The organism is Vibrio sp. 1069, assembly GCF_033340555.1.
In genome coordinates, this window is the sequence record NZ_JAWOWP010000768.1 from 1 (window position 1) to 558 (window position 558).

At 46.1% G+C, this 558-nt stretch carries 1 protein-coding gene; it reads left to right on the forward strand.

The genetic code is table 11. The features are described from left to right. Nucleotides 1–441 (forward strand): ATP-binding protein (locus tag R7040_RS28945; protein ID WP_318097966.1); only part of this gene is annotated, 441 nt, incomplete at its 5' end. Nucleotides 442–558: the final 117 nt, after the last annotated feature.

Sequence of the window (558 nt, forward strand, 5' to 3'; positions counted from 1 at the left end):
AGTTTGTGGGAAGAGATCATTAAAGATGCGCAGTTTGAAGCCGAGCAAATGGGTAAAAAACTCCGCTATTCAGAGATCCCTGAGCGACATATCTCAGGCAACCCAAAACTGTTGATGAGCGCGGTAGAAAACATCATCCGCAACGCGATTTATTACGGAAAAGATGAAGTGCAGATCGACATTCAAGACAAGACTGACACACTGACGATTACCGTCGATGACAACGGTGATGGTGTGCCGGATGAAGAGTTAGAAGCGATTTTCCGTCCATTTTATCGTGTGTCTACTGCTCGTGATCGTCACTCTGGCAGCACTGGATTAGGGTTAACCATCACAGAAAGTGCGATTCGTCAGCACAGCGGTACGATAGTCGCGAGCCGCAGCCCACTGGGAGGTTTGCGCGTCTCCATCACGCTGCCTTTAGTCAAAGTAGGCAAATAACCCTACAAGATCTTAGTTGATAATGATTTTCATTAACATTAGAGTAAATCCTCCGATTAAGGAGGATTTACTATGTCACATACATTTCCCGCTCTGCCTTACCCATACGATGCGTTA